Here is a 676-nt window from a genome sequence, read left to right as displayed (position 1 = left end):
AAGATAAGATTGGAAGGCATCCAAAACAGGATGCAGTATATCAATACAAGGAACTTCCATTTTCTCACATCTTTTCTTAAGAAGCAGTTTAATTTTTTTATCAATGATTGTGTAAAGAACAATACCAAGCTCCTGTTGTATCTCATCAAGAGCTCTCCGTAACTGTGTTTCGTTGCGAATCATCGGATAAATATGTTCTGTTACCTGACTTGTCGCATATTGTGATGCAACAGCCCTTCCGACAGAGATTAATGTCTCCCCTGTTGCATCAGAAAGCATGTGTAGATGAGAGGATTTTTTTTCTCTTATCACAAAAATTTTAATCCCTTGTTAATAAATGTGTATATATCCTGATAGTCTTTTATAAAATGAAAATTTAGAGAAAATTTTCCATTATTATACACAAATTGAACAATTATAATAAATAAAGTCCTCTCATGAAAAAATAATGGGGATAATACCCTTAAGATATAGGTATAATTTATTTTTTTTTCTTTTTCTTTGTGGATAAAATTGAGGATGAATGAAGTATAAATAATAATCCCCATTAAACACAGGTTTAAATAAGAAAAATCTTTGTTCCTTAAATTATTAATAAAAAATTTCAGAAAAAATAAAATTCTTTTTGAATATTTATTTATTAACGATATAAGGCGTTGTTATATTTCTTTATTAA

1 protein-coding gene is annotated in these 676 nt (G+C 28.0%); it reads right to left on the bottom strand.

Annotated features, from left to right (window positions below):
• A partial coding sequence (locus ACFIK8_RS11725; protein WP_375669525.1) for a kinase/pyrophosphorylase occupies positions 1-312 on the bottom strand: 312 nt, incomplete at its 3' end.
• Positions 313-676: the final 364 nt, after the last annotated feature.

The organism is Bartonella sp. MR168JLCBS, from assembly GCF_042194175.1.
Note: the sequence above shows the minus strand (reverse complement) of the source record. Positions and strands in the feature narration are given on the sequence as shown.